The organism is Geodermatophilus sp. SYSU D00703 (assembly GCF_054050155.1).
In genome coordinates this window covers 1-24,769 of the sequence record NZ_JBJGYU010000043.1, presented here as the reverse complement: position 1 = coordinate 24,769, position 24,769 = coordinate 1, and the positions used below count along the sequence as shown (strand labels likewise).

The following is a 24,769-nucleotide window of genomic DNA, read 5'->3' as shown; positions in this document are numbered from 1 at the left end:
TCGGGTCAGGCGAGCGGGGTCACGGTCAGGCCGTCGGGGGTGACCTCGACCAGGGAGCGGTCGGGCACGTCGGTCCACGCCGGGTCGTCGTCCCAGGGCTCGCTGGCCAGCGCCGTCCCGTCGGAGGTGACCAGCACCGAGAGCGTGTCGCCCCAGGTGGTGGCCAGCAGCCGGGAGCCGTCGGCGGCCAGCAGGTTGAGCCGGGCGGCCGGGTCGGCGGCGCCGACCTCGAGCACCGTCGGAGCGAGCGCGTCCGGGCCGCGGGCGAGGACGAGGGCGGCCAGCAGCGCGCTGTCGACGGTGGACTCGGCGTCGCGCACCGGAGGGAGCACCGACCGGTCCACGCGGCCGTTGTGCGACAGCAGCCACCGGCCGTCGGTGAAGGGCGCGACGGCGCTCTCCTCCAGCGGCATGCCCACGGTCGCCGACCGGACGGCGGCCACCACGCACCCCGACGACAGCACCGGCGCGACCGAGGCGAACGACGGATCCGCCCACAGCGGCCGCGACGAGCGCCAGCGGGCCGGCTGCGCGCGGCCGGGCGCGAAGAACCCCACGCCCCAGCCGTCGGCGTTGACCGTGCCGTACCGCTGCCGGCGGGGCGCCCAGGACTGGACGAGCAGCGAGGACGGCGGCTCCAGCACGAGCGAGGCCAGCGTCCGCGGCCGGCCGAGCCAGGCGAGGTGGCGGCACATCAGGCGGGCTCCGTGTCGGCGGACCACGCCAGCCGGAACCCGCTGAAGACCTGCCGGCGGACCGAGTGGTCCCAGTTGCGGAAGCTCGGCCGCAGGATCGAGGCCCCGACCGCCCACGACCCGCCGCGCAGGACCTTGTAGTCGCCGCCGAAGAACGGGGCCGAGTAGTCGGCGTAGAGCATCGGCCGGAAGCCGGGCCAGGGCAGGAAGTCCGAGGACGTCCACTCCCAGACGTCGCCCAGGAGCTGCTCCGCGCCGCAGGCCGACGCGCCGGCCGGGTAGGCCCCGACCGGGGCGGGGCGGAGGGCGGACCCGCCCAGGTTGGCCAGCGCCGGCGTCGGCTCGGTCGAGCCCCACGGGAAGCGGCGGCGCCGGCCGGTGACCGGGTCCCAGACCGCGGCCTTCTCCCACTCCGCCTCGGTGGGCAGCCGCGCGCCGGGAGCGACCGCGCCGGTGCCGCCGGCCCAGGCCGCGTACGCCTCGGCCTCGAAGTACGTGACGTGCTGGACCGGTTCGTCCGGGGGCAGCTCCTCGGTGGTCCCGAAGCGGGTGCGGGTGCCGGCGGGACCCCAGGACAGCGGCCGCTCCAGCCCGGCCTCGACGCGGTGCGCCCACCCCCGCGGCGACCACCACCGCGGCTGCGCGTAGCCGCCGTCGGCGACGAACCCGGCGTACTCGGCGTTGGTCACCGGCACCCGCCCGATCCGGAAGGCCGGGACGTCGACGACGTGCGCCGGCCGCTCGTTGTCCAGCGAGAACGGCTCGTCGGCGGCGTCCACCCCGAGCACGAACTCCCCGCCGGGCACCGGTACGGAGGTGCCGGCCACGCCGGGGCGGCCCGGCGGCAGCGGCGTGCCGGCGCCCAGCAGCGGCGGGCCGGCGCGCAGGTTGAGCGCCTGCAGCATCGTCTCGTCGTGCTGCTGCTCGTGGCTGACGACCATCGCGAAGTCGAACGGGTCGTCGTCCGGCCCCAGGTGGTCCAGCCGGTCGAGCACCCGGCCGCGCACCTCGCCGCAGAAGGCCCGCGCCTCCACCGGCGGCAGCAGCGGCAGCCGGGCCCGGACGGCGCGCGGGTGCGTGAACGCGTCGTAGAGCGCCTCGACGTCGGCGGGGAGCAGGCCGGGACGGGTGGCGTCGCCGCGGCGCAGCAGCCAGAGGTCCTCCTGCTGGCCGACGTGGGCGAGGTCCCAGACCAGCGGGCTGAGCAGCGGCGTGTGCTGGCGCAGCAGCTCGGGCTCGTCGTGGTCGGTGAGCCGCAGCGTGCGCTCCCGGGCCGCGCCCAGCTCGCGGGCGAGCGTCTCGGGCAGGTCGCTCATGAGGCCTCCGGTGCGTTGGGCACAGTGGCGGAGAGGAGGGCGGCGGCGGGGCCGCGGGCCCGGGCGGTGCGGAGTAGGTCGTCGCCGGGGCTGCGGCCGCGGTCGACGAGGTCGGCCAGGGCGGTCACCTCGCGGCGCAGGGCGGCGGGGGCGGCGTCGCAGGCCGCGGCGAGACAGGCGCGGGCCGCCGTGTGCAGCGCCCGGTCGGCCAGCCCGAGCCGGGCCGCACGGTCCCAGGCGCCGGCGACCGGCTCGGTGGCCGCCGCCGCGTGCCCGGCCGCGGCCGGGTCGTCGAGCAGCGTCGCCGTCACCGCGGCCAGCGCCGGCCACCACGGCTCGGGCGCGGCGTCGAGGTAGCGGATCTCCAGGTAGCCACGCGGCCGCACCGGGGGGAACAGCGTGGTCAGGTGGTAGTCGAGGTCGGCCGGAGTGGGTCGCCGGCTGCCCAGCGGGGCCGCGCCGGTGACCCAGTCGGCGAAGGGCACCCGGGCCCGCACCGGGACGGCCTCGCCGGACACCGGGTCGCGCACCAGCATGACCGGCGCGGCGAGGGCGTACCGGGCCCACTCGCCGGCCGGGTCGGCGCCGCCCAGCAGCGGGCCGCAGCGGGCCTGGTCGATATCGCCCCACACCCGCTGCCGGTGCGACCGCCAGCCGTTGACGCGGCCGCCCGCCAGCGGCGAGCAGGCGGAGACGGCGACCAGCACCGGCCCGACCTGGTGGGCCAGCGACACCCGGCGGCTCCACCCGGCGCGGGGCCCGGCCTCGAGGTTGAGCTGCAGGGACGCCGTCCCCGACATCATCGCCGTCCCCGCGTCGGCGCAGCCCACGGCGGCGAAGTGCTGTTCCATCGCCGCGTACCGGGAGGCGGGGCTGACCCGGCGCGGCGGACGCAGCGGGTCGGCTCCCACAGGGGCCGCGCCCAGCCCGTCTGCGGCCAGCGCCGCGGCGAGCACCGCCCGGTCGGCGCGCAGCGCGCTCACCGCCGCGGCGGCGTCGGCCAGCGGCGGCCCGGACAGCTCCACCTGGCCGCCGGGCTCGACGGTGACCCGGCTGCCCCGGGGCATGGCGGGCAGCGCGTCGACGGTGCGCCGGACGCGGGACCACGGCACCCGCGCGCGAGGGTCGGCGAGGTCGACCAGGTGCGCCTCGAGCTCCAGGCCGACGGCGCCGACCGGGCCGGGGCGCAGCGCCGCGTCGGCGACGCGCGCCAGGGCGCCGTCCAGGTCGAGGACGGCCGTGCGTTCCTCGGTGACCGGGGCCACGGGCCCCACCCCCTCCAGGTCCGGACCGGTCGACGTCGACCGCGGGTCGGTGCGGGGGCGGCCCGTCGCAGCGGCCGTCCTCGTCGACCATCGTGCACGCCCCCACCGACAGGACAACCCCCGCGGACGACGGCTCCCCGGTGTTCGGCAGAAGATGGGCGGGTGGACGCCTCCCGTGACCGCGACGCCGCCGGGCGGGCCCGCAACGCCCGCCCGCGCGACGCGCTGGGCCGCCCGCTCCCCCGCGGTGCGGTGGGCGAGGAGCGGGCTCCTGAGGGGGTGCTGCGCCGCCCGGACGAGGCCCTGGCCGAGGCGCAGCGGCTGCTCGACGCGGGCCGGCCCTTCCACGCCCACGAGGTGCTCGAGGACGCCTGGAAGTCCGCGCCGGAGCGGGAGCGGCAGCTGTGGCGAGGGCTGGCGCAGCTCGCGGTCGGGCTCACCCACGCGGCGCGGGGCAACGGCCGCGGCGCGGTCACCCTGCTCGACCGGGGCGCCGGGAACATCGCCGGCTACGCCGGGGCCCCGCCGCACGGCGTCGACGTCGCGGGCCTGGTGGCCTGGGCGCGGCAGGTGGCCGCGGCCGGGGAGGGCGCCGCCGTCGACCCGCGGGCCGTGGCACCGCGCCTGACCGCCACTTCCAGCGGGGAGTGACGCGGAGCACACTGCCGGGCATGACCTCCTCCACCGCCGCACGCACCCGGGACGTCTGGGCGGCCGGGGACTACCAGCGCGTGGGGGTCCGGCTGGTGCCGGCCAGCGAGCAGCTCGTCACCGACCTCGCCGTGCGGCCCGGCGACCGCGTGCTCGACGTCGCCGGCGGCACGGGCAACACCGCGCTGGCCGCCGCCCGCCGCGACGCCGACGTCGTCTGCAGCGACCTCGTGCCGGAACTGCTGGAGTACGCCGTCCGCCGCGCCGAGATGGAGGGGCTGACCTTCGCGACCGAGGTCGCCGACGCCTGCGAGCTGCCGTTCCCGGACGAGTCCTTCGACGTCGTGGTCTCCACCTTCGGCGTCGTCTTCGCCGCCGATCCCGAGCAGGCCGCCCGGGAGCTGCTGCGGGTGCTGCGGCCGGGCGGCCGGCTGGGGTTGACCGCCTGGCGCCCCGAGGCGCCCGGCGGCCGGCTGCTCGCCCTGATCGAGCGACACGACCCGGAGGACGCCACCGGCGACCCGCTGCGGTGGGGGACGCCGGACGGCGTGGAGGCGCTGCTGGGGCGCGGTGAGTGCCAGGTGCGCCACTCCGAGCGGACCGTCGAGTTCACCGCTCCCTCTGTCGCTGTCCAGTGGGAGCGCTACCGCGACTGGTACGCGCCGGTGCACGTGGCCTGGCGGCGGCTCGACGAGGCCGGGCGCACGACGCTGGAGGACGAGTTCTGCGACCTGTGGGGCAGCTTCACCCGCGGCGGGGGGCCCGGCATCGTGGTGCCCAACACCTACCTCCAGTCCACCGGCGTGCGGGCCGGGTGAGGGGAGAACGATGAGGAGCTTCGAGGCCGCGACCCGGATCGACGCGAGCCCCGCCGCGGTGTGGGACCTGCTGGTCGACGTCGGCGGCTGGCGGGACTGGGACTCCGGGGTCGACCGGGTGGAGGGCCGGGTCGCCCTGGGGGAGCAGGTGACCCTCTACGCCACGATGATCCGCAACCGCCCCTTCGCCGTGACGGTCACCGAGATCCGGCCCCAGGAGGTCATGCGCTGGCGCGGGGGCCTGCCGTTCGGCCTGGCGGTGATCGAGCGCACCTACCACCTCGACGGCCAGGACGACGGCGGCACGGTGCTCACCGTCCGCGAGGACCACACCGGGCCGCTGGCCGCGGTGCTCGGCCGGACCACGCCGGACCTCAACCCCTCGTTCCGCCAGTTCTGCGAGGGGCTCAAGGCGCGGGCCGAGGGGCGGACCTCCCGGCACGGGGGCTGAGCCCGCGGGACCGCCGGTCCAGCAGGCGCGCCGCGGGGTGCCCGACCGCACACGACCGATGTGACCGCAACGGCGACCCCGGACCGGCGGGGTGGGACGATGGGGTCCGCCATGAGCACCGACACCGCCGCCAACGCGCCCCGTACCGACGACACCGACAGGGGTGAGCCGGCCACGCCGCCGCGCGGGCCCGTCACCTCGGCGTCGTACTCCCTCACCGTCCGGCTCACCGCCGACGGCGACCCGGCCAGCATCGGCCGGATCGCCACCGCCGTGGGGTCCGCGGGCGGTGCGGTCACCGCGATCGACGTCGTGGACAGCCGCTCGGACGGCCTCACGGTCGACGTCACCTGCTCGGCCGCCGACGCCGCGCACTCCGAGGAGATGGTCGAGGCGCTGCGGGCCGTCCCCGGCGTGAAGGTCCGCAAGGTCAGCGACCGGACCTTCCTGCTGCACCTGGGCGGCAAGCTCGAGGTCGCCTCCAAGGTCCCGCTGAAGACCCGCGACGACCTCTCCATGGCCTACACCCCCGGCGTGGCCCGGGTCTGCATGGCGCTGGCGCAGAACCCCGACGACGTCCGCCGGCTGACGATCAAGGGCAACTCGGTCGCGGTGGTCACCGACGGCTCCGCCGTCCTCGGCCTCGGCGACATCGGCCCGGGCGCGGCGATGCCGGTCATGGAGGGCAAGGCGGTCCTGTTCAAGCGGTTCGCCGACATCGACGCCTGGCCGATCTGCCTGGACACCCAGGACGTCGACGAGATCGTGCGCACCGTGGAGCTGCTCGCCCCCGGCTTCGGCGGCATCAACCTCGAGGACATCGCCGCGCCGCGCTGCTTCGAGATCGAGGCGCGGCTGCGCGAGAAGCTCGACATCCCCGTCTTCCACGACGACCAGCACGGGACGGCGATCGTCGCGCTGGCCGCGCTGCGCAACGCCCTGCGCGTCGTGGACAAGCGGCTCGAGGACGTGAAGATCGTCGTCGCCGGTGGCGGCGCCGCGGGGACGGCGATCGTGCACCTGATGCTGGAGGCCGGCGCCCGCCACGTGCTGGTGTGGGACCGGGAGGGCATCCTCTCGCCCGACGACGAGCGGCTCTCGCCGGCCAAGCGCGACCTGGCGCAGCGGACCAACCCCGACGGCGTGCGCGGGGAGCTGCCCGACGCGCTCGCGGGCGCCGACGTGTTCATCGGCGTCAGCGCGGGCAACGTGCTCGCCGTCGAGGACCTCGGCCGGATGGCCGAGCAGGCGGTCGTCTTCCCGATGGCCAACCCGACCCCCGAGGTCGACCCGGTGCGCGCCCGGCAGTACGCCGCCGTCGTCGCGTCGGGCCGCTCGGACCTGCCGAACCAGATCAACAACGTGCTGGCGTTCCCCGGCGTCTTCCGCGGCCTGCTCGACGCCCGCGCCCGCGAGATCAGCGACGGCATGCTGCTGGCCGCGGCCGAGGCGATCGCGGCGGTCGTGACCGACGACCAGCTCAACGCCAACTACATCATCCCGAGCGTCTTCGACCCCGCCGTCGCCAAGGCGGTGGCGACCGCGGTCGCCGACCAGGCCCGGCACGAGCCCGGCGCGACCGTCTCGCTGAACGAGGACGACGGCATCAGGTCCTGAGGTCCGCCTCGTGCCGGTCCCCGCGGGGACCGGCACGAGGACGGGCTCACTCGCTGCCGGCGTCCTCGGCCGGGGCGGACTCCTCCGGCTCGAACGCGTCACCCTTGCCGAGCCCCATGCCCACGCCGCTCCCGCCCGGCTCCGGCGTCGTGCCGTCCCGGTCCGGGTCCGGCGCCGACGGGCGGGTCTCGTCCACCGGCGTCCGGCCCTGCTCGCTCTCGGTCATGTCCAGACTCCTCTCCCTCGGGTGTCGCCGAGCGGGGTGCCCCGGCCCCTCCGGCGCCCGCTCGTAGCGTGGCACCGGCCGGGGCGAGAGCGGGACGCCGTGGGCTCCACCCGGCCGCGACCCGGACGCCCGGATCGGGGGACGCCGGACGCGCCGCCGAGCGGGCATCATGGCCCGGTGCCCGAGTTGCCCGAGGTGGAGGCGTTGGCCGCGTTCCTCCGCGCGAACGCCGTCGGCCGGGTGGTGACGCGGGTCGACCTGGCCGCCGTCCAGGCGATCAAGACCTTCGACCCGCCGCTGTCCGCCCTCGCCGGCCTGGAGGTGACCGGCGTCAGCCGGCACGGCAAGTTCCTCGACCTCGACGTCTCCGGCCTGCACCTGGTCGTGCACCTGGCGCGGGCCGGCTGGCTGCACTGGCGCACCGGGCTGCCCGCCGCGCCGCCGAAGCCGGGCAGGGGCCCGCTGGCGCTGCGCGTCCACCTCGACGACGGGAACGGCTTCGACCTCACCGAGCAGGGCACCCGCAAGGGCCTGGCCGTCTACGTCGTCCGGACGGCGGCCGAGGTCCCGGGCGTCGCGCGGCTCGGGCCCGACGCGCTCGAGGTCGACCGGGAGGCGTTCGCGGCGCTGCTGGCCGGCCGCTCGGGGCAGCTGAAGGGCGCGCTCACCGACCAGACGCTGCTCGCCGGCATCGGGAACGCGTACTCCGACGAGATCCTGCACGCGGCCCGGCTCTCGCCCTTCAAGATGGCCGACAAGCTCAGCGAGGACGAGGTCGTCCGGCTCTACGACGCGGTGCGGGCGACGCTGACCGACGCGCTGGAGCGCCAGGTCGGCCAGCAGGCCGCGACGATGAAGGGCGAGAAGCGCTCCGGGCTGACGGTGCACGCCCGCACCGGGCTGCCCTGCCCGGTGTGCGGGGACACCGTCCGCGAGGTGAGCTTCGCCGACACCTCGCTGCAGTACTGCCCGACCTGCCAGACCGGCGGGAAGCCGCTGGCCGACCGGCGGCTGTCCAAGCTGCTGCGCTGAGGCGGCCCGCTCCGTGCTCGTCACCGTCGACCTGTTCAGCGCGCTGATCGACTCCCGCACGGGTGGCTCGGCGGCGCTCGGGGCGATCGCCCGCGCGCACGGCTGGGAGGTCGACGGCGCCCGTCTCTACGACCTCTGGGACGCGCACAACAAGGCCTCGCAGCGGGACCTCGCCACCTGGGTCCCGTTCGTCGAGCACTGCCGCCGCGCGCTGGCGGCCACCTACGTCGAGCTGCGCCTGGCCGCGGACGCCGACGACGACACCGAGGAGCTGCTGGCCACGGTCGAGGACTGGCCGCTCTGGCCCGACGTCGAGGCCGGCCTGCGGGATGTCGCCGCGCGGCACCGCGTCGGGATCCTGTCCAACGTCGACGACGCCGTCTTCGCCCGCACCCGCGTCGCGCCGCTCGTCGACGACGCCGCCGTCCTGACCTCGGAGCGGCTGCGGGCCTACAAGCCGGGAGCCGAGATCTACCGGCGCGCCCTCGCCCGCGCCGGGGGCCGGCTGGTCCACGTGGCCACCTCGGCGCGGGACGTGCGCGGTGCACTGGCCGCCGGCATCGACGTCGTCCGGCTGCGCCGCCCGGGACACGTGCTGGACCCCGGGGGCGGGACGCCGGAGCGCGAGGCCGCCGACCTGCCCGAGGTGGCGCGCCTGCTGGGGTGACTGGAGGACGGGTCCTTCTTCAGTCGAGCTGTCGGCGGGCCGTCAGCCAGGACGCCGCACGCGCGAGCACCGAGCTGCCGACCCCGCCGTCCCCCGCCTCGACCGGCTCGTCGGCGGCCGACCCGACCGGGCTCCACCAGTCGGTGACCAGGGGCGGGACCAGGACGTCGACCCGCTCGCCGGGACGCGGCACGGCGACGCGCACGTCCGAGCGCTCGGCGGCGGCGCACAGCCGCTGCACCGGCTCGGCCCACCGGTGGAACGCCAGGTTGAACGTGGCCCAGTGGATCGGCACCAGCAGCCCGCCGCCGAGGTCGCCGTGGGCCTGCACGGCCTCCTCGGGGGTCATGTGGATGTACTGCCAGGCGTCGTTGTAGGCGCCGATCGGCAGCAGGGTCAGGTCGAAGGGGCCCAGCAGCGCGCCGATGCCGGCGAACGCCGGGGTGTAGCCGGTGTCGCCGCCGAAGAAGACCCGGTGCCGCGGCCCGCTGATCGCCCACGAGGCCCACAGGGTGGTGTCCCGGGCGAGGAACCGGCCGGAGAAGTGCCGGGCCTCGGAGCAGGTGATCGTCAGCCCCGCGACGGTGGCGCCGGCCTCCCAGTCCAGCTCGACGATGCGCTCCTCCGGCGCGCCCCAGCCGCGCAGGTGCGCCCCGATGCCCAGCGGCACGAGGAACGGCGCCGTCTGGGTGCTCAGCAGCTCCCGGACGGTGGGCAGGTCGAGGTGGTCGTAGTGGTCGTGCGAGATCAGGACGGCGTCGACCGGCGGGAGCGTGTGCAGCGGCACCGGCGCCGGGTGCAGCCGGGTGGGGCCGAGCAGCGGGGAGGGCGAGACGCGGTCGGCCCACACGGGGTCGACCAGCACCCGGCGGCCGTCGACCTCGATCAGCGCGCTGGAGTGCCCGAACCAGGTGACCGCCAGCTCCCCGGCCTCGGCCGGCAGCTCCGGACGGGCCAGCGGCACCGGCCGGGCGGGCAGGCCGGTGTGCCGTTCCTCGTGCATCTGCCGCAACAGCCCGCGCCGCGCGCTGGCCGGGGGCAGGGCGGGGGTGGTCATCCGGTTGTGGAACCGGCCGTCGGAGAACTGCGGCGACCCGACGGCGTACCGGCGCACCTCCCGGCGGCTCGCGCCCAGCGCCGTGGGCAGGCCCCAGGCGGCACGGGCGACCCAGACGGCGGGCCCGGCGAGGGTGGCGGCGAGAGCGAAGGCGGTGCGGCGGGCGGCGGGGGACGGCACGCCCGCCAGCATCCCAGCCGCGGCTGAGGGACGTCCGGGCGTTGCCCCGGCCGGCGCGACGGGCGAGGCTGACCGGGTGGGAACCGACCCGCCGGCACCGTCCCCCGCCGAGCCCGACGGCGACCCCGCCTGCTGGCTGGCCCGCGTGTGCCCGGCCTGCGGGCGGCTGGCCGACGAGGACCCGCCCACGCGGTGCGCCGCCTGCGGCGAGCTGCTGCCGGCCGGGTGACGGCGGAGCCGAGGTCCCGCCGGCTCAGGCGGCGCCGCGGAGGCGCAGCGCCGAGGCCGCGAAGTCGGCCAGCGCGCGCCGGAGCGCCACGCCGAGCCGGTCGGAGCGCACGTGCAGCTCGTCCCGCAGGTCCAGCGGCAGCCCGCTGTCGGGCAGCTGCGCCTGCAGCGCCAGGTCCTCGGCGAGCACCTGGCGCTGGATGGACACCTCGCGGGCGACGTCGTCCGGCCAGGGCAGCCGCGCCCCGGGGCCCGCGGACACCAGCATCCGGGTGTAGACGCGGGTGGAGTCGGCGTCCTCGGGCTGCAGCAGGCACAGGATCGTCGTGACCGCTCCGGAGTCGGGGGAGTCCAGCCGCAGCCGCAGCTGGAACGGCGCGCGGTAGGTGTAGGTCGCGCGGCGCCGGACCGGCGGGCCGTCGACGCCGTCGGGGTGGTGCGGCGTCTCGTACGGCCGCTCCAGCTCCGCGCGGAACCCACCCTCCTCGGGGAGGACCTCGAAGGCCGGCACCTCCGCGGCATCCGCGGAGCCGCCGATCCGGCTGTGCACGAACGGTGCGTGGGCCACGTCGAGGAAGGTGTCGGCCAGCGGCCCGGCCGACCCGGGCGAGCGGACCGGCGGCAGCCAGGTGCTCACGAACCGCCGGTCGCCGTCCTCGGGCACGTCCAGGGGCACGTCCCGCGGTTCGGCGGGGGCGAGCCAGACGAGGCCGAGGCGCTCGAGGACGGCGGAGGCGGGCGGCTCGGCCACCAGGCCCTGCTCGGTGCGGCGCAGCAGCCAGGTGCGGCCGAGCAGCCGGACCTGCAGCCAGCCCCCGGGCAGCAGCTCGCGGGACAGCGCGACCGGGTGCCAGGCGTGGTCCAGGGAGCGGTCGAGGTTGCCGAACACCGGTCCGCGCGGCTCCTCCGGCGGCGGCGGGAGCCCGGCGGCGGTGTCGGCGGCCGGCCGCGGCGGAACGGCGGTGGGCGTCGGTTCGGGCGCCAGCCAGACCCAGCCGTGCCGTTCCTCCACCGCCCACGGCGTCGCCAGGTCCGCCCGCGGCGGCGCCGACCCGTCGGGGCCGAGGGACGGGACGGACACGCAGCGGCCCTCGCCGTCGAACCGCCACCCGTGGTACGGGCACTGCAGCCGGCCCTCGACCACCGTCGCCGCCGCCAGCGGCACCAGCCGGTGCGGGCAGCGCGAGGGGAAGGCGCTCACCTCCCCGCCGGGACGCAGCCGGACCACCACGTACGGCCGGCCGCCGGCGCCCACGGGTACCGGCGTCGTCCCGACCTCGGCGGCGCGGGCCACCGGGAACCACCCCGTCGACGTCGTCCCTCTCGCAGTCATGACCCATTGCAGCGCCGCCGCGTTCCCGCAGCGTGACCAGCGGGAAACGGTCCTGCGACACGGTTCCGTCTCGAACAGGAGACGCCGGGGCGAGTCACTCTTACAGTGATCGCGATCACATCGTCGCTGGTCGAAGACCTGACAGGGGAGGGCGCACCGTGACACCACCCGCCGAACGCCGGTTGCTCACACCGGAGGAGTACGAGGAGGCCCAGGCCTCACCCGAGTTCGCCGAACTGCGGCGGCGGTTCCGCCGCTTCGCGTTCCCGATGACCGTGGCCTTCCTGGCCTGGTACCTGCTCTACGTCCTGCTCTCCACCTACGCGCCGGACTTCATGTCCACCCCGGTCTTCGGCAACGTGAACGTGGGGATCCTGCTCGGCCTCGCACAGTTCGTGACGACGTTCGTCATCACCCACCTCTACGTGGCGCACGCCGACCGGCGCACCGACCCGATCGCCGACGAGATGCGCGAGCGGCTCGAGCACCACGACTACGCCCGCCACCGCGACTCCTCGACGGGGGAGGGGGTCCGCCGTGCCCGTTGAACTGCTCGCCGCCGAGAGCGGGACCATCGGCAACCCGGCCATCAACATCACGATCTTCGGGGTCTTCGTCGCGATCACGCTGGTCATCACGTTCCGGGCCAGCCGCACCAACAAGAGCGCGGCCGACTACTACGCGGCCGGCCGCAACATCAGCGGCACGCAGAACGGGCTGGCCATCGCCGGCGACTACCTCTCGGCCGCCTCGTTCCTCGGCATCGCCGGCGCCATCGCCGTCTTCGGCTACGACGGGTTCCTCTACTCGATCGGGTTCCTCGTCGCCTGGCTGGTGGCGCTGCTGCTGGTCGCCGAGCTGATGCGCAACACCGCGCGGTTCACGATGGCCGACGTCCTGGCCTTCCGGATGCGGCAGGGGCCGGTGCGCACCGCGGCGGCGATCTCCACGCTGGCGGTGTCGCTGTTCTACCTGCTGGCCCAGATGTCGGGCGCCGGCGGCCTGGTGACCTTGCTGCTCGGCGTCACCGGCGAGGCGGCCCAGGCCCTGGTGGTCGTCCTGGTCGGCGCGCTGATGATCATCTACGTGCTCGTCGGTGGCATGCGCGGCACGACCTACGTGCAGATCATCAAGGCCTCGCTGCTCATCGCCGGCGCGCTCGTCATGACGGTGTGGGTGCTGGGCCTGTACGGCTTCAACCTGTCGGCGCTGCTCGGCGGCGCGGTGGACACCGCCGTCGAGGGCCGCGACGTGCTGGCCCCCGGCGCGCAGTACGGCGCGACCGGCACCTCGAAGCTGGACTTCGTCTCCCTCGGCCTGGCGCTGGTGCTCGGGACGGCGGGTCTGCCGCACGTGCTCATGCGCTTCTACACCGTGCCGACGGCGAAGGACGCCCGCCGGTCGGTGGTGTGGGCGATCTGGCTGATCGGCATCTTCTACCTGTTCAGCCTGGTCATCGGGTACGGCGCGGGGGCGCTCGTGGGCCCGGAGACCATCCTCGGCGCGCCCGGCGCGGTGAACGCGGCGGCTCCGCTGCTGGCCTTCGAGCTCGGCGGCACGGTGCTGCTGGGCGTCATCGCCGGCGTCGCGTTCGCCACGATCCTGGCCGTCGTCGCGGGCCTGACGATCACCGCGTCGGCGTCCTTCGCGCACGACGTCTACGCGTCGGTGATCAAGAAGGGCGACGTGCCGCCCAACGGCGAGGTGCGGGTCGCCCGCATCACCGCCGTCGTCATCGGCGCGATCGCCATCGGGCTGGGCATCCTGGCGCTGCAGGCCGGGCTGAACATCGCCTTCCTGGTGGCGCTGGCCTTCGCGGTGGCCGCCTCGGCGAACCTGCCGACCATCCTCTACACGCTGTTCTGGAAGCGGTTCACCACCCAGGGCGCGCTGTGGTCGATGTACGGCGGGCTGATCTCGTGCATCACGCTGATCATCTTCTCGCCGGTGGTGTCGGGCGGGCCGGTCAACCCGACGACGGGCAAGAGCACCTCGCTGCTCCAGGACGTCGACTTCTCCTGGTTCCCGCTGTCCAACCCCGGCCTGGTGTCCATCCCGCTGTCGTTCTTCCTGGGCTGGCTGGGCACCGTGCTGTCGAAGGAGAAGCCGAACGAGGCCAAGTGGGCCGAGCTCGAGGTGCGCTCGCTCACCGGCATCGGGGCGGAGAAGGCCGTCCAGCACTGAGAGGACCCCCTCCTCCCCACGCCTCGCACGCTCGGCGCGGGTCCCTGGAGAGGGCCGTTCCAGTCGGTCACCGGGCTCGCGGCGGGTCTCCCCACGGGGCCTGGGTGGCACCGCCGAGGCGCGCGTCCCGAACGGGGGCGCGCCTCGCGCGGTGCGGGACCTCAGGCGGCCCGGGCCGCCGGGGCGGCGTCGGCGGCGAGGACGGCGTCCACGGCGCCGACGGCGCGGGAGGCCCGCCGGTGGCGCACGGCCCAGCGGCTGACCAGTCCCGCGAGGACGACCAGGGCGGCGCCGGTGTGCTGGCCGGGCGCGGTGACCGCGACGGCGAGCGCGGCGGCGTAGACCACCGTCAGCAGGACGGCGGGGAGGGACAGGTGCACGGTGCTTCCTCCAGGGGGGCGGAGGCGTCCCGCCGGCCGGCAGCCGGGTCGCCGAGGACCCGGCCGCCGGCGCGGCGACGGCGCAGGACGGGTGGGCTCAGCGGGTCACTTGAGCATGTCCTTGGCCTTCTGGATGAACGACTGGCCCGGCTGCTGCGGCGTCGGGAACAGCCGCGGGTCCCCGGGCGGCAGGATCGGCGCGTCCGCGGTCGCCTCGATCGGGCGGGCCGAGAACTGGCCGCGGCCGTCGACCGACGGGCCCGACGCCCAGCGGCCGGCCGAGGCCTCGGGACCGTCGGAGGCGTCGATGAAGGTGTAGCCGAGGTCGCCGACCTCCTCCTCCAGCGGGAAGGCCTCGGGCACCGGGATGCCCTCGAGGCCGTCGTCCTTGAGCTCCTCGATCGCGGCCAGCCACTGCTGCTGGTGGTAGTGGTCGCGGGTGATGAGGAACCGCAGCATGTCCTTGACCCCGGGGTCGTCGGTCATGTTGTAGAGGCGGGCGACCTGCAGCCGGCCCTGCATCTCGGCGGTGGCGTTGTACATGAAGTCGGCCATCAGGTTGCCGCTGGCGGTGACGTAGGCGCCGGTCCAGGGGTTGCCCATGCTGTCCATGTAGGAGGCGCCGGCGCCGTTGACGATCGGGTGCTGCGGGTTGTGCTGGCCGTACCCGGCGGCCGCCTCCTTGGTGCGGTCGGCGGCGTCCGGCTTGAGCGGGATGTGGTCGAGCAGCCGGTCGATCATCGTCACGATCATCTCGACGTGGGCCAGCTCCTCGGTGCCGATGGCGAGGAGCAGGTCCTTGTACTTGCCGGGCAGCCGGCAGTTCCAGCCCTGCAGCAGGTACTGGGTGGCGACGGTCATCTCGCCCCACTGACCGCCGAGGACCTCCTGCATCTTGCGGGCGAAGTCGGGGTCGGGGCCGTCGGGCTTGGCCTCGTACTGCAGGGCGTGGGTGTGGGTGAACACGGGCTCTCCTCGCGTCGTCGCGACCACCACCGCCGATGCGGTGACGACGGAGATCTGCCCGCGCCGAGTGGCCCGCCGGTGCCCAGCAGTGGCCCGCCGGTGCCAACCTCATCTGTCGGGGAGCTGCACGACGAGGGTGAGCGAGCTGCCGTCGGCGTCCCACACCACCTGCCCCCCGAGCTCCCGCGTCTGCCGCCGGACCGACCACAGCCCCAGTCCCGTGAGGTCCGGCGGCGGCAGCTCGGCGCCCAGGTGCGCGATCAAGCGCTCGGGGTGCGCGACGGCCTGGGTGAGCGAGAGCTCCACCCACCCCGGGCCGCAGGTGACCGCGAGCCGGACCGGCGCGCCGCCCCCGTGGCGGTGTGCGTTCTCCAGCAGGTTGACCAGGATGCGCTGGACCCGGGCGTCGGCGACCCGGACCTCCTCGGCACCCGCGCCGAGCGCCACGGTGAGCTGCCCGGCCGGCAGTCCGGAGGCGGTCACCGATGCCCGGACGACGTCGCCGAGCCGGCGCGAGCTCGGTGCCCGTGACGCCGCTCCGCCCGCGGCCGCCGCCGTCCGGAGCATCGAGGACAGGTGGGCGGTCTGGGCGCGGGCCAGCTCCAGCACCTCACCGGGGTCGTCGTCGGTCCGGCCCAGCGAGCCCAGCAGCGCCTCCAGCGACGCCAGCGGCGTCCGCATGTCGTGACACAGGGCGCGGACCACGGCGTCCTCGGCACCGCCCGACCCCTCGTCGGCGGCCCCGGACCGGCGCCGCCGGAACCGCCGCAGCAGGTCGGGGAACCGCGCGGGCGGTGTGGGGATCGGGGGATTGGCGGCCAGGGTCATGGGCACCTCCGTCGTGCGCAACCGGTCGGCCAGCGCCGGGGCGCGGCCACCGTCAGGGGGAGTGGGAGTTGACCGACGCCGGTGCTGAGCGCCGTCCAGTCGATGTCGTGCTCGTCGATGACCACCCGCTGTTCAGCCGTGGTCTCGCCCTGCTCCTGCCCGGAGTGAGTGACGGGCGGGTGCGGGTCGTCGGGGCGACGGAGGACGCCTCCGCGGCGGCTGCTCTCGTGCGCCGGCACCACGCGGACGTCGCCGTGGTGGACCTGCACATGCCGCCGCCGGGCGGGACGCGGGCGATCGCCGCCATCCGCCGGACCGACCCGCTGGTCCGGGTGGTGGCCCTCTCGGGCATGGCCGAGGCACAGGACGCCATCGAGGCCCTGCGCGCGGGCGCAGCGGGCTACCTGCCCAAGACCGCCGACCCCGAGACCCTGGTCCGCCCGCTGCTCGCCGTCCTCGACGGGTGGTCGGTGATCCCGGAGGACCTCCTGCGGCAGCTGCTGGACGACGCCACCCCCACCGGGGAGCAGGGCATCGCGGAGCGGCTCACCGCCGACGAGCGCCGGCTGTGGCGGCTGGTGGCGGAGGGGGCCCCGACGGTGGAGATCGCCACCACGCTGCACGTGTCGGAGCGCACCGCCAAGCGACTGGTCGCCGCCCTGCTGCGCACCCTCGGTGTGACCACCCGGGTGGAGGCGGCCGCGCTGGCCGGCCGGGTCCACCTGGGCGGGTCGACGGGCCGGCAGGGGTGACCTCCGGAACGGTGCCGGATCGGAGGTCATGGCTCCCCGCGCTACCCACGAACCGGAACCGACACGCGCGGCTAGGGTCGCCGAGGTGACCGCGCCGATCCTCCGCCCCCGGGCTGCCGCGGGCATGAGCGTCGTCGCCTGCGTCGACATCGGGTCGACCTGGACCAAGGCCGCCCTGGTCGGACTGCCCGCCGGCGTGCTCCTGGCCCGGGCGCAGGCGCCCACCGACGCCGGCGACGTCGTCCGCGGGGTGCTGGCCGCGACCGCCGACTTCCCCCGCGCGCCGGTGCTCGCCTGCTCGAGCGCCGGCGGGGGGCTGCGGCTGGCGGTGGTCGGGTACGAGGAGCTGATCAGCGCCGAGGCCGGGCACCGCGCGGCGCTGTCGGCCGGGGCCCGTGTCGTGCACGTGGCCGCGGGCCGGCTGACGGAGGCGGCGCTGACGCGGCTCTGGGCGGCGGAGGCGGACGTCGTCCTGCTAGTCGGCGGCACCGACGGCGGGGAGGCCTCGGTGCTGCGGCACAACGCGGCGGCGCTGGCGGCGGCGGACAGGTCCGTCCCGGTGGTGCTGGCCGGCAACGCCGCCGTCCGGGACGAGGTCGCTGCGGTGCTGCGCGCGGGCGGCGTGCCGGTCACCGCGACCGCCAACGTGCTGCCCGACATCGGCCGGCTGGCCCCGGAGCCCGCGCGGGCGGCGATCCGGGAGGTGTTCCTCCGGCACGTCATCGGCGGCGACCGGCTCTCGACCGACCCGCGGCTGCGGGAGTGGGTGCGCACGGTGACGCCCGACGCCGTCCTGGCCGGGGTGTCGGTGCTCGCGGCGAGCCGGGCGGGAGCCGACGTCCCGGGGGTCGTCGTGGTGGACGTCGGCGGCGCGACGACCGACGTCTACTGCGTGCCCGACCCGGACGCCGAGCAGGCGTCGCTGGGCCGCGAGGCGGTCGGCGTCCCCGCGGCGCGGCGGACGGTCGAGGGCGACCTGGGGGTCGAGGCCAGCGCGGACGCGCTGAGAGCGGCCGCCGAGGACGAGGGTGTGCCGCCGGCCGGGGACGACCCGCTGTCCCTCGGGACGGCGGCCGCGACCGTCGCGCTGCGCCGGCACCTGCGCGCGGAGGCGGCCTACGGCGGCGGGGCCGGGGCGCGCACCGTCGGCCTGGTCGTGCTGTCCGGCGGGGTGTTCCGGCACGGCGGGGCCGACGCGGTGGACGCCGCGGCGGCGCGGATCGCGGCCGACCGCGGAGGAGCCGGCGGTGTGCTGGCCGGCGCCGACGTCGCCGTCGACGTCCGGTACGTGCTGGCCGCGGCGGGCCTGCTGGCCGGTGACGCCCCGGCCGCGGCGGCCGGCCTGCTCAGCGGGGGGCGAGCGTTCCGGCCCACGTCCCGGACGACGCGGCCGCGGTGAACCCGGCGACGTCGGAGGCGGCGAGGTCCACCCCGGCGTAGCCGCCGCTGCCGGCGCCGACGCAGGCGACGACCGTGGCGAGCCCGGCACGGCGCTGGAACACGCTCTGCCGCACCTGCCAGCCCACGACGGCGCGGCGCTGCAGCACCGCCTGCTCGCGGACCAGCCAGCCGCTGCGGACGCTGAACGACCGCGGGCCGGCCCGGTGCCCCAGCGCGTGGTACCGCCCGATCCCCATCGGCACGCCGAGCACGGTGAGCGCGACGCCGATGACGAGCACCCACCACCAGCCGAGGGTGGCCGTCGTGAGGACGCCGGCCGCGGTCACCAGCAGGCCCGACGTCAGCGCCCGGACCAGCCGCCGGCGGCGGGCGGCGGGCGGGTGCGGAGTCAGGGGCCCGGGGTCGTCGACCAGCCGGCGCAGCAGCACCTCGGCCTCCGATCGCGGGCCCAGCGGCAGCAGCTGACCGCGCCGGTTGGCCTGCCCCAGCCCGGTGACCAGCGCGTTGACCCGGGCCGCGCGCACCCACCGCATGCCCAGGCCCTCGCTGAGGGTGCCGCCGCGGACCCGGTCCACCTCCAGCTCGGTGTGCCGCCGGGTGAGCAGCCCGCGGACGGCGACCAGCGACCCGCCCCGCCGCACCAGCCGGAACCGCCAGTTCACCAGCGCCGCGCCGACGACCGCGGCCAGCGCCAGCAGCGGCACCGCGGCCGCGAGGGCACCCAGCAGCACCCGGGGGTCGGACAGGTCGGGGCCGGCGACCTCGGGCACCAGCCCGTCGGGCAGCTCGTCGACGAACCGGAAGAGCGCGCCGACGGCGGCCAGGGGGACGACCAGGTAGCTGCCGACCAGCGGCGCGTACAGCAGCCAGCGGTCGTCGAACCGGGCGAACTCCTCCTCGGCCGGCTCCTCGGGCGCCGCCGTGCCGGGCGCGGTCGCGGGGCCGGCAGCGCCGCGGCGGGCCAGCAGCCGGGTGCGCAGCCGGTCGCCCTCGGCGGCCGGCACGCCGTCGACGACGAGCTCCTCCTCGTTGGTGCCGACCGACCCGGCGGCGGCGTCGATGCGCACCCGCACCAGCCCGAACAGCCGGTGCAGCAACGGCGTCTCGACCTCGACGCCGCGGATGCGGTCGTTGGGCACGGTGCGCACCGAGCGGGCCAGCAGTCCGCGGGTGACCACCACCGCGGTCGGGCCGTCGGCGTAGCTGAACCGCCACCAGGAGAGCGCGGCCGCGGCGAGCGACAGCGCGGTGATCGCCACCGCCAGGATCACGACCGTGGTCAGCCCGTCGCCGAAGCCGACCACCGCGGCGAGCGGGATCAGCAGCGGGACGAGCTGGCGGGCCTGCCGGAACGTGGCGGTGTGCACCAGCACGATGCGCGGCGACGTCCGCCGTCCGACGTCGGGAGCTGGTGCGCGCTCCGCCGGCGGACTCTGTGGCCACGATGGCCGCTGGCAGGGCTCGGAGGGCTGGCTCACGTCGCCTCGTCGCGGACGAGTTCCGCCCGGCGGGCGAGGTCGTCGGCGACCCGCCGGGCGACGTCGGCCTCCAGGTGCAGCACCCGCACGGTGCCCTGGCTGGAGGCGGTCAGCACGGCCACGGTCGCCAGGCCGAACAGCTGCTGGAGCACACCGCGGGTGACGTCGACGGTCTGGATGCGCGAGATGGGGACCAGCGTCCAGGTGCGGGTCAGCCACCCGGTGAGGGTGTAGACGGCCTCGTCGGTGACCTCCCAGTGGTGCACCCGGTACCGGAACCGGGGCCGGACGCCGATCGCCACGACCGCGTACACCACCAGCAGCACCGGGAGCACCCAGCGCAGCACCGGCACGGGGCCGCCCGCGGGGACGAAGAGGACGAACGCCGCCACCAGGACCCCGTAGAAGAGGGTGCCCAGGACCCCCTCGGTCACCCACAGCCCGATCGCGGAGCGGGACAGCGCCCAGGCGGGATCGCGGACCGGCGCGGTGGTCTCGGCAGTCATCGCCGTCCATCCTCGCAGCCGGACCGCCCGCGGATGCGTGCCACGATGGGGTGCGTGATGCCCCAGCAGGTCCCGACCGTCGCCGCCACCGAGCTCCCCGAGGACGCCGTCGTCCTCGACGTCCGCGAGGACGACGAGTGGGTGCACGGGCACATCGAGGGTGCGACGCACATCGCGATGGGGGACGTCCCGGCCCGGCTCGACGACCTGCCCGAGGGCGACCCGGTGTACGTGGTGTGCCGCAGCGGCGGGCGCTCGGCCCGGGTGGCCTGGTGGCTCAACGCCAACGGCTTCGACGCGGTGAACGTCGGCGACGGGATGGGCGGGTGGGAGGCGGCCGGCCGGCCCATGGTGAGCGAGACCGGCCGGCCCCCCTTCGTGCGCTGACAGCCGCGGGAGCATCGCAGCGCGCGCCGGCGAGCGAGGAGCGGATCGCGGCGCGGAAGCGCCCAGTGTGTTCGTGCGCTGACGAGTGCAGTGCCACGGAGCGGGAACCGCGCCGTGGCACTCCACTCAGCTCTCGAGCGGGTGGTCGGCGAAGCGGGCGCGCAGGTCCTTCTTCGAGAACTTGCCGACACTGGTCTTGGGCACCTCGTCGATGAACTCGACGGCGTCGGGCAGCCACCACTTGGCCACCTGGGGCCGCAGGTGCTCGAGCACCTCCTCCTCGGTCATCGTCTCGCCCGGCTTGACGACGACGCAGGCCAGGGGGCGCTCGTCCCACTTCGGGTGCGGGATGCCGACGACCGCGGCCTCCTTCACCTTCGGGTGGCTCATGATCACGTTCTCGAGGTCCACCGAGCTGATCCACTCGCCGCCGGACTTGATGAGGTCCTTGGTGCGGTCGGCGATGCGGATCGAGCCGTACTCGTCCAGGGCCGCCACGTCGCCGGTGCGCATCCAGCCGTCGGGGGTGGTCAGCACCACGCCCGCGTCGGGGTTGTAGTAGTCCTGCGCGCACCACGGGCCGCGGACCTGCAGCTCACCGGTGGCCTTGTCGTCCCACGGCTGCGGCTCGAAGGTCTCGGCGTCGACGATGCGCGCCTCGACACCCAGGAACGGGATGCCGGCGCGCGCCCGCTGGCTCGCCTTGGTCTCCTCGTCGGCGTCCAGGTACCGGCGGGGGAGCACCGCCGAGGAGGCCACCGGGTGGGTCTCGGTCATGCCCCAGGCCTGCAGGATCGCCAGGCCGATCTGCTCGCGGTAGGCCTCCGACAGCGCCCTGGGCACCGCGGAGCCGCCGCAGCCGATGCAGCGCAGCTTGTGCTCGCGGCCGGCCAGGTGCGGCAGCACGCCCTGCCAGATGGTCGGGACGCCGGCGGTGAAGGTGACGCCCTCCTCGACGATCAGGTCGGCCAGTGCCTGCGGCTGCATCATCGAGCCGGGCATGACCAGCGAGGCGCCCGCGGCCGGGGCGGCCTGCGCGATGCCCCAGGCGTTGGCGTGGAACATCGGCACGACCGGCATGGCGACGTCCTGGATGCCCAGGCCGAAGGCGTTCGGCGCCATCACGCCCATCGTGTGCAGCCAGGTGGAGCGGTGGCTGTAGACGACGCCCTTGGGGTTGCCGGTGGTGCCGCTCGTGTAGCACATCGACGCGGCCCGGTACTCGTCGGTCACGTGGAAGTCGACCGGGGAGGCCTCGGCGAGCAGCGTCTCGTAGTCGAGCACCCGCGGGTCGTCGGGGATCTCGTTGTCGCCGCCGTCGTCCATGACGACGACGTGCTTGACCGTCTTCATCGTGTCGATCAGCGGCCACAGCAGCGGCAGCACCGTGCGGTCGGCGAAGACGACCTCGTCCTCGGCGTGGTTGGCGATGTAGGTCAGCTGCTCGGGGAACAGCCGGATGTTGAGCGTGTGCAGCACCCGGCCGGTGGACGGCGCGGCGAAGTAGAGCTCCAGGTGGCGCTGGCTGTTCCAGCCGAACGTCCCCACGCGGCCGTCCTCGGTGATGCCGAGGGTGTCGAGCACCCCGCCCAGCTTCCGGGTGCGCTGGGCCCACTCCGCGTACGTCGTCCGGGTGATCCCGCCGGGCCCGGCGGTGGCGATGGTGCCGTCGCCGTAGTGCTGCTCGACGTGCCGGAAGATCGCATCGATCGTCAGAGGGAAGTCCTGCATCAGCCCACGCATGGCCGCATCGTGCCAGTGACCCCGCTCACGTTCTACCGCACCCTGCCCGGGGGAGGGTGCCCCGAGAGACGGTCCGGGGAGTGGGGCCGGAGGCCGACGGATCAGCCCAGCACGACCGGCAGCCGCGACAGGCCGCGGATGACGAACTCCGGACGGCGCACCGGCTCCCCGCCCAGCTCCAGCCGCGACGTCCGGTCGAGCAGCGCGCCGAAGGAGGCCTGCAGCTCCACGCGGGCCAGGGGGGCCCCGATGCAGAAGTGGACGCCGGCGCCGAAGGAGATCTGCGGGTTGTCCGCGCGGCCGACGTCGATGGTGTCCGGGTCGGCGAAGACGGCGGGGTCGCGGTTGGCCGCTCCGAGCAGGGCGGCGACCTTCTGCCCCTCCCGCACGGTCACGCCGCCGATCTCGACGTCGGCGGTGGCGGTGCGCTCGAACAGCTGCAGCGGCGAGTCGAAGCGCAGCAGCTCCTCGATCGCGGTGGGCAGCAGGCCGCGGTCGGCCCGCAGCCGGGCCAGCTGGCCGGGGTCGCGCAGCAGGGCCAGCAGACCGTTGCCGGTCACGTTGACCGTGGCCTCGTGGCCGGCGTTGAGCAGCAGGATGCAGGTGGTGACGAGCTCCTCCTCGGTGAGCCGGTCGCCGTCGGCGTCCGGGACGCTCACGAGGTGGCTGACCAGGTCCTCCCCGAGGTGCCGGCGCCGATCGGCGGCCAGCTCGCGCAGGTAGGCGACGAACTCGTCCGCCGCGCGCTCGGCGGCCTCCTCGACGGCCGTCGTCCGCCCGTACTCGTACATCTTCACGATCGCGTTCGACCACGGCCGCAGCAGCGGCCGGTCGGCGTCCGGGACGCCGAGCAGTTCGGCGATGACGTCGACCGGCAGCTGCTCGGCCATGCCGGAGAGGACGTCGACCGGCTCGCTGCCGCCGGAGCGCTCGACGAGCTCGTCGACCAGCCGGCCGGCGAGGTCCTCGACCCAGGGCCGCAGCCGCTCCACGTGCCCGCGCGCGAACGCCGTGCTGATCAGCCGGCGCAGCCGGGCGTGCGAGGGAGGCTCCATCTCCAGGATCGCGTTGCGGTGGATGAGGTTGAAGCTCGCGAACCGCTCCGCGGGCTCCTTGTCCCGCCAGATCCGGCCCAGTCGCCGGTCGCGCAGGACGGCGTTGCTCTCGGCGTGGGTGAACGCCAGCCACAGGCCCAGCCCCTCGTGCCACTGCACCGGCGCCTGCGCCCGCGCCCGGGCGAACGCGGGGTAGGGGTCGGCGACGACGGCGGGGTCGGTGAGGTCGAGCAGGGGGGCGGTGCTGGTCACCCCCGGAGCCTAGTGAAAGGACCCCCGTCCCCCTCCCGCCTCGCGGGCTCGCCGGGAGCCTCTGGACGGGGGCCGCACCAGCCGTCCACCTGCCCCGTCCCCCTCCCGCCTCGCGGGCTCGCCGGGAGCCTCTGGACGGGGGCCGCACCAGCCGTCCACCTGCCCCGTCCCCCTCCCGCCTCGCGGGCTCGCCGGGAGCCTCTGGACGGGGGCCACCTAGCCTGAGCGCATGGCCCGCTCCGCGACCCGCAAGCGTTCCGCTGCCCCCGCCGCCGACGGCGGCGTCAACCCCAAGGCGCCCTGCCCCTGCGGTTCGGGGCGCCGGTACAAGCACTGCCACGGCTCGGGCTACGCGCCTCCGGTGGCCCGGCCCTTCGAGGGGCTGCCCGGCGAGCCGCACTGGGTGGCCCTGCGCGAGCTGGTGCCCGCTGCCACCGTGCCGCTGAGGACCGCCGACGGGCGGGACGTGACCCTGGCCAGCGTCCTGCCCGGCGGCGCCCCGGCCCTGGTGCGCGCGAACGGCGAGATCCTGCTCGGCGTCCAATTGCAGGCGTCCTCCGACGACGTGAGCCGCGACCTGGGGACGGCGCTGGCGGCGGCCCTCGAGGCGCCCACCGGTGCGCCGGTCGACCCGGGCCCCGTGGGCGGCGCCGGCTCGGCCGGGCCGCGGCTGCAGGAGGTGCTCGACCTCGAGGCTCCGTTCGAGGTCACCGTGCACCCCGACTTCGGCTTCTGGCTGGAGGGCACCGAGCCCTCGGCGGCGGCACGGGCGGGGCTCGAGCAGGCCAACGCCGCGGTGCTGCCCACGGAGCTGCTGCCGGGGCTGGGCGCCGCGTACTGGGTGCGGCCCAGCGGCGAGCGCGCGCACCTGCGCTGGGTGCGGCCCGAGCCGGAGGAGCGGCTGCTCGACGCGCTGGCCCGGCTGCGGGCGGCCGAGCAGATCACCCTCGGGGAGGGCACGCGGTACGCCGGGGCCTTCCGCGCCCACGGTCTCGTCGTCCCCGTCTGGGACCTGCCCGCAGACACCCCGGCCGGCGACTGGACCGGCGCGGCCACCGGGTTCCAGACCCGGCTGGAGCAGGCGCTGGCCTCGACCGAGCCGCTCACCGCCGACGAGCGGCGGGCCCGGGCCGGCCTGCTGTCGCGCCAGATCACCCTCCGCTGAGCCCTCGCCGCCTCCGGCGGCAGATCCCCGCGCGGACGCGGCTGAGGCGGCCCCCCCCCCGGGGCCGCGCCCCCCCCCCCCCCGGCCCCCCCCCGCACCCCCCCCACCACACCACCCACCACCCCGCCGCGCACCC

Annotated in this window: 26 protein-coding genes; 13 read left to right on the top strand and 13 right to left on the bottom strand. The window is 76.0% G+C overall.

Annotated elements, in window-relative coordinates:
* Positions 1 to 5: 5 nt before the first annotated feature.
* Genes egtC through egtA form a run of 3 tightly spaced genes read right to left on the bottom strand, consistent with a single transcriptional unit; the run spans position 6 to position 3,276 of the window.
* Entirely contained in the window at positions 6 to 695 is a 690-nt protein-coding gene (egtC, locus tag ACI782_RS23875; RefSeq protein ID WP_456912602.1) for an ergothioneine biosynthesis protein EgtC, read from the bottom strand.
* Positions 695 to 2,011, bottom strand: a complete 1,317-nt coding sequence (egtB, locus tag ACI782_RS23870; protein WP_456912601.1) for an ergothioneine biosynthesis protein EgtB — start codon at positions 2,009 to 2,011, stop codon at positions 695 to 697. The genes egtC and egtB overlap by 1 nt, the downstream gene beginning before the upstream one ends.
* Complete coding sequence (gene egtA / locus ACI782_RS23865) at positions 2,008 to 3,276, bottom strand: ergothioneine biosynthesis glutamate--cysteine ligase EgtA (RefSeq protein ID WP_456912600.1); 1,269 nt, start codon at positions 3,274 to 3,276, stop codon at positions 2,008 to 2,010. Before egtA ends, egtB begins: the two co-directional genes overlap by 4 nt.
* Positions 3,277 to 3,438: 162 nt before the next feature.
* On the opposite strand from egtA, the gene ACI782_RS23860 reads away from it, so the two are divergent.
* The 4 genes from ACI782_RS23860 to ACI782_RS23845 all read left to right on the top strand — a co-directional run bounded on the left by ACI782_RS23860 (position 3,439) and on the right by ACI782_RS23845 (position 6,813).
* A complete protein-coding gene (locus tag ACI782_RS23860) occupies positions 3,439 to 3,927 on the top strand; it encodes a DUF309 domain-containing protein (protein ID WP_456912599.1) in 489 nt (162 codons plus the stop codon).
* Between the two features lie 20 nt (positions 3,928 to 3,947).
* Positions 3,948 to 4,745 (top strand): class I SAM-dependent methyltransferase, encoded by a 798-nt coding sequence (locus ACI782_RS23855; protein WP_456912598.1) that lies wholly within the window; start codon positions 3,948 to 3,950, stop codon positions 4,743 to 4,745.
* 10 nt (positions 4,746 to 4,755) lie between these two features.
* Positions 4,756 to 5,196, top strand: coding sequence for an SRPBCC domain-containing protein (locus tag ACI782_RS23850; protein ID WP_456912597.1), 441 nt, complete (start codon positions 4,756 to 4,758; stop codon positions 5,194 to 5,196).
* A 111-nt stretch (positions 5,197 to 5,307) separates the two neighbouring features.
* Entirely contained in the window at positions 5,308 to 6,813 is a 1,506-nt protein-coding gene (locus ACI782_RS23845) for a malic enzyme-like NAD(P)-binding protein (RefSeq protein WP_456912596.1), read from the top strand.
* Positions 6,814 to 6,859: 46 nt separating this feature from the next.
* On the opposite strand, the gene ACI782_RS23840 is transcribed toward ACI782_RS23845, so the two are convergent.
* Complete coding sequence (locus ACI782_RS23840; RefSeq protein ID WP_456912595.1) at positions 6,860 to 7,039, bottom strand: hypothetical protein; 180 nt, start codon at positions 7,037 to 7,039, stop codon at positions 6,860 to 6,862.
* A 177-nt stretch (positions 7,040 to 7,216) separates the two neighbouring features.
* Between ACI782_RS23840 and ACI782_RS23835 the strand changes: the two genes are divergently transcribed.
* Positions 7,217 to 8,071, top strand: coding sequence for an Fpg/Nei family DNA glycosylase (locus tag ACI782_RS23835; RefSeq protein ID WP_456912594.1), 855 nt, complete (start codon positions 7,217 to 7,219; stop codon positions 8,069 to 8,071).
* A gap of 13 nt (positions 8,072 to 8,084) precedes the next feature.
* Positions 8,085 to 8,738, top strand: a complete 654-nt coding sequence (locus ACI782_RS23830) for a haloacid dehalogenase (RefSeq protein WP_456912593.1) — start codon at positions 8,085 to 8,087, stop codon at positions 8,736 to 8,738.
* A gap of 19 nt (positions 8,739 to 8,757) precedes the next feature.
* On the opposite strand, the gene ACI782_RS23825 is transcribed toward ACI782_RS23830, so the two are convergent.
* Positions 8,758 to 9,975 carry an MBL fold metallo-hydrolase gene (locus ACI782_RS23825; protein WP_456912592.1) on the bottom strand — a complete coding sequence of 406 codons (1,218 nt, stop codon included), beginning with the start codon at positions 9,973 to 9,975 and terminating at the stop codon, positions 8,758 to 8,760.
* 76 nt (positions 9,976 to 10,051) lie between these two features.
* Here ACI782_RS23825 and ACI782_RS23820 point away from each other — a divergent pair, with 76 nt between their 5' ends.
* Entirely contained in the window at positions 10,052 to 10,204 is a 153-nt protein-coding gene (locus ACI782_RS23820) for a hypothetical protein (RefSeq protein WP_456912591.1), read from the top strand.
* 24 nt (positions 10,205 to 10,228) lie between these two features.
* Here ACI782_RS23820 and ACI782_RS23815 read toward each other — a convergent pair whose 3' ends face one another.
* Positions 10,229 to 11,536 carry a Rieske 2Fe-2S domain-containing protein gene (locus tag ACI782_RS23815; RefSeq protein ID WP_456912590.1) on the bottom strand — a complete coding sequence of 436 codons (1,308 nt, stop codon included), beginning with the start codon at positions 11,534 to 11,536 and terminating at the stop codon, positions 10,229 to 10,231.
* 158 nt (positions 11,537 to 11,694) lie between these two features.
* Between ACI782_RS23815 and ACI782_RS23810 the strand changes: the two genes are divergently transcribed.
* Both ACI782_RS23810 and ACI782_RS23805 read left to right on the top strand, forming a co-directional pair.
* Complete coding sequence (locus tag ACI782_RS23810) at positions 11,695 to 12,084, top strand: DUF485 domain-containing protein (protein ID WP_456912589.1); 390 nt, start codon at positions 11,695 to 11,697, stop codon at positions 12,082 to 12,084.
* Positions 12,074 to 13,720, top strand: coding sequence for a solute symporter family protein (locus ACI782_RS23805; RefSeq protein ID WP_456912588.1), 1,647 nt, complete (start codon positions 12,074 to 12,076; stop codon positions 13,718 to 13,720). Before ACI782_RS23810 ends, ACI782_RS23805 begins: the two co-directional genes overlap by 11 nt.
* A 161-nt stretch (positions 13,721 to 13,881) precedes the next feature.
* Here the strand turns inward: ACI782_RS23805 and ACI782_RS23800 are convergent, their stop codons facing one another.
* The 3 genes from ACI782_RS23800 to ACI782_RS23790 form a co-directional block, all read right to left on the bottom strand.
* Complete coding sequence (locus ACI782_RS23800) at positions 13,882 to 14,100, bottom strand: hypothetical protein (protein WP_456912587.1); 219 nt, start codon at positions 14,098 to 14,100, stop codon at positions 13,882 to 13,884.
* Positions 14,101 to 14,205: 105 nt separating this feature from the next.
* Positions 14,206 to 15,066: a manganese catalase gene (locus tag ACI782_RS23795; protein ID WP_419751820.1), complete on the bottom strand. Its 861-nt coding sequence runs from the start codon at positions 15,064 to 15,066 to the stop codon at positions 14,206 to 14,208.
* Positions 15,067 to 15,174: 108 nt separating this feature from the next.
* The gene (locus tag ACI782_RS23790; RefSeq protein ID WP_456912586.1) at positions 15,175 to 15,894 is read right to left on the bottom strand and encodes a sensor histidine kinase; all 720 of its coding nucleotides are present in this window, start codon (positions 15,892 to 15,894) and stop codon (positions 15,175 to 15,177) included.
* A 107-nt stretch (positions 15,895 to 16,001) separates the two neighbouring features.
* Between ACI782_RS23790 and ACI782_RS23785 the strand changes: the two genes are divergently transcribed.
* Both ACI782_RS23785 and ACI782_RS23780 read left to right on the top strand, forming a co-directional pair.
* On the top strand, positions 16,002 to 16,646 hold the full coding sequence (locus ACI782_RS23785) for a response regulator (protein ID WP_456912585.1): 645 nt from the start codon (positions 16,002 to 16,004) through the stop codon (positions 16,644 to 16,646).
* An 85-nt stretch (positions 16,647 to 16,731) separates the two neighbouring features.
* Complete coding sequence (locus ACI782_RS23780; protein WP_456912584.1) at positions 16,732 to 18,045, top strand: glutamate mutase L; 1,314 nt, start codon at positions 16,732 to 16,734, stop codon at positions 18,043 to 18,045.
* On the opposite strand, the gene ACI782_RS23775 is transcribed toward ACI782_RS23780, so the two are convergent.
* Positions 17,993 to 19,414, bottom strand: coding sequence for a PH domain-containing protein (locus ACI782_RS23775; protein WP_456912583.1), 1,422 nt, complete (start codon positions 19,412 to 19,414; stop codon positions 17,993 to 17,995). The two genes, ACI782_RS23780 and ACI782_RS23775, sit on opposite strands and share 53 nt — an antisense overlap.
* A gap of 107 nt (positions 19,415 to 19,521) precedes the next feature.
* Positions 19,522 to 20,031: a PH domain-containing protein gene (locus tag ACI782_RS23770; protein WP_456912582.1), complete on the bottom strand. Its 510-nt coding sequence runs from the start codon at positions 20,029 to 20,031 to the stop codon at positions 19,522 to 19,524.
* Positions 20,032 to 20,088: 57 nt separating this feature from the next.
* Between ACI782_RS23770 and ACI782_RS23765 the strand changes: the two genes are divergently transcribed.
* Complete coding sequence (locus ACI782_RS23765; protein WP_456912581.1) at positions 20,089 to 20,418, top strand: rhodanese-like domain-containing protein; 330 nt, start codon at positions 20,089 to 20,091, stop codon at positions 20,416 to 20,418.
* A gap of 126 nt (positions 20,419 to 20,544) precedes the next feature.
* Here ACI782_RS23765 and ACI782_RS23760 read toward each other — a convergent pair whose 3' ends face one another.
* Both ACI782_RS23760 and ACI782_RS23755 read right to left on the bottom strand, forming a co-directional pair.
* Positions 20,545 to 22,161, bottom strand: coding sequence for a long-chain fatty acid--CoA ligase (locus ACI782_RS23760; RefSeq protein WP_456912580.1), 1,617 nt, complete (start codon positions 22,159 to 22,161; stop codon positions 20,545 to 20,547).
* A gap of 101 nt (positions 22,162 to 22,262) precedes the next feature.
* Positions 22,263 to 23,468: a cytochrome P450 gene (locus ACI782_RS23755; RefSeq protein WP_456912579.1), complete on the bottom strand. Its 1,206-nt coding sequence runs from the start codon at positions 23,466 to 23,468 to the stop codon at positions 22,263 to 22,265.
* A 229-nt stretch (positions 23,469 to 23,697) separates the two neighbouring features.
* Here ACI782_RS23755 and ACI782_RS23750 point away from each other — a divergent pair, with 229 nt between their 5' ends.
* Positions 23,698 to 24,633 (top strand): DUF5926 family protein, encoded by a 936-nt coding sequence (locus tag ACI782_RS23750; RefSeq protein ID WP_456912578.1) that lies wholly within the window; start codon positions 23,698 to 23,700, stop codon positions 24,631 to 24,633.
* Positions 24,634 to 24,769 lie beyond the last annotated feature (136 nt).

Bases quoted from the DNA above. Each gene is read 5' to 3' on its own strand.
- ACI782_RS23855 (WP_456912598.1), top strand. From the start codon at position 3,948: ATGACCTCCTCCACCGCCGCACGCACCCGGGACGTCTGGGCGGCCGGG.
- ACI782_RS23765 (WP_456912581.1), top strand. From the start codon at position 20,089: ATGCCCCAGCAGGTCCCGACCGTCGCCGCCACCGAGCTCCCCGAGGAC.
- ACI782_RS23790 (WP_456912586.1), bottom strand. From the start codon at position 15,894: ATGACCCTGGCCGCCAATCCCCCGATCCCCACACCGCCCGCGCGGTTC.
- ACI782_RS23840 (WP_456912595.1), bottom strand. From the start codon at position 7,039: ATGACCGAGAGCGAGCAGGGCCGGACGCCGGTGGACGAGACCCGCCCG.
- ACI782_RS23770 (WP_456912582.1), bottom strand. From the start codon at position 20,031: ATGACTGCCGAGACCACCGCGCCGGTCCGCGATCCCGCCTGGGCGCTG.
- ACI782_RS23845 (WP_456912596.1), top strand. From the start codon at position 5,308: ATGAGCACCGACACCGCCGCCAACGCGCCCCGTACCGACGACACCGAC.
- ACI782_RS23760 (WP_456912580.1), bottom strand. From the start codon at position 22,161: ATGCGTGGGCTGATGCAGGACTTCCCTCTGACGATCGATGCGATCTTC.
- egtC (WP_456912602.1), bottom strand. From the start codon at position 695: ATGTGCCGCCACCTCGCCTGGCTCGGCCGGCCGCGGACGCTGGCCTCG.
- ACI782_RS23750 (WP_456912578.1), top strand. From the start codon at position 23,698: ATGGCCCGCTCCGCGACCCGCAAGCGTTCCGCTGCCCCCGCCGCCGAC.
- ACI782_RS23850 (WP_456912597.1), top strand. From the start codon at position 4,756: ATGAGGAGCTTCGAGGCCGCGACCCGGATCGACGCGAGCCCCGCCGCG.
- ACI782_RS23815 (WP_456912590.1), bottom strand. From the start codon at position 11,536: ATGACTGCGAGAGGGACGACGTCGACGGGGTGGTTCCCGGTGGCCCGC.
- egtB (WP_456912601.1), bottom strand. From the start codon at position 2,011: ATGAGCGACCTGCCCGAGACGCTCGCCCGCGAGCTGGGCGCGGCCCGG.